This is a genomic window from Candidatus Tokpelaia sp. (assembly GCF_008636115.1).
Classification (GTDB): domain Bacteria; phylum Pseudomonadota; class Alphaproteobacteria; order Rhizobiales; family Rhizobiaceae; genus QLZD01.
The window spans coordinates 1-360 of sequence record NZ_QLZD01000050.1; the positions used below are offsets into that span (position 1 = coordinate 1).

1 pseudogene is annotated in these 360 nt (G+C 53.9%); it reads right to left on the reverse strand.

The window, feature by feature from the left end:
- Window positions 1-360: pseudogene (locus tag DPQ22_RS08990) on the reverse strand (hypothetical protein); the annotation flags it as partial.

Here is a 360-nt window from a genome sequence, read left to right on the forward strand (position 1 = left end):
CTGTTATTGACGCTATTAAAGCTGCTGTCTACCGCCTTGAGGGCATCGCCGACATTATTGGCGGTAGCGCCCTGCACTGTATAGCTTGGCGCTGTGCCGGCGGCGACATCGGCACCGCCGCCAAGGTAAGAGCTGGTGTTGGTTGCGACTGTGTTAATGGCGGTGGTATTCGTGGCGATATTGCCGGTGTTAGTAGCAATATTGCCGGCATTAGTGGTCACATTATTATTAGTGGCATTAAGCTGTGTGCCGTTAATGGCCTCGGTAGAAGTTGCAGATACTATGCCGGCAGAAAGATTGGTGAGTTTTTGTGTGGTGCCGGGGGCATCTGCGGTGCCGTCTGCGGCAATAAGGGCGAGA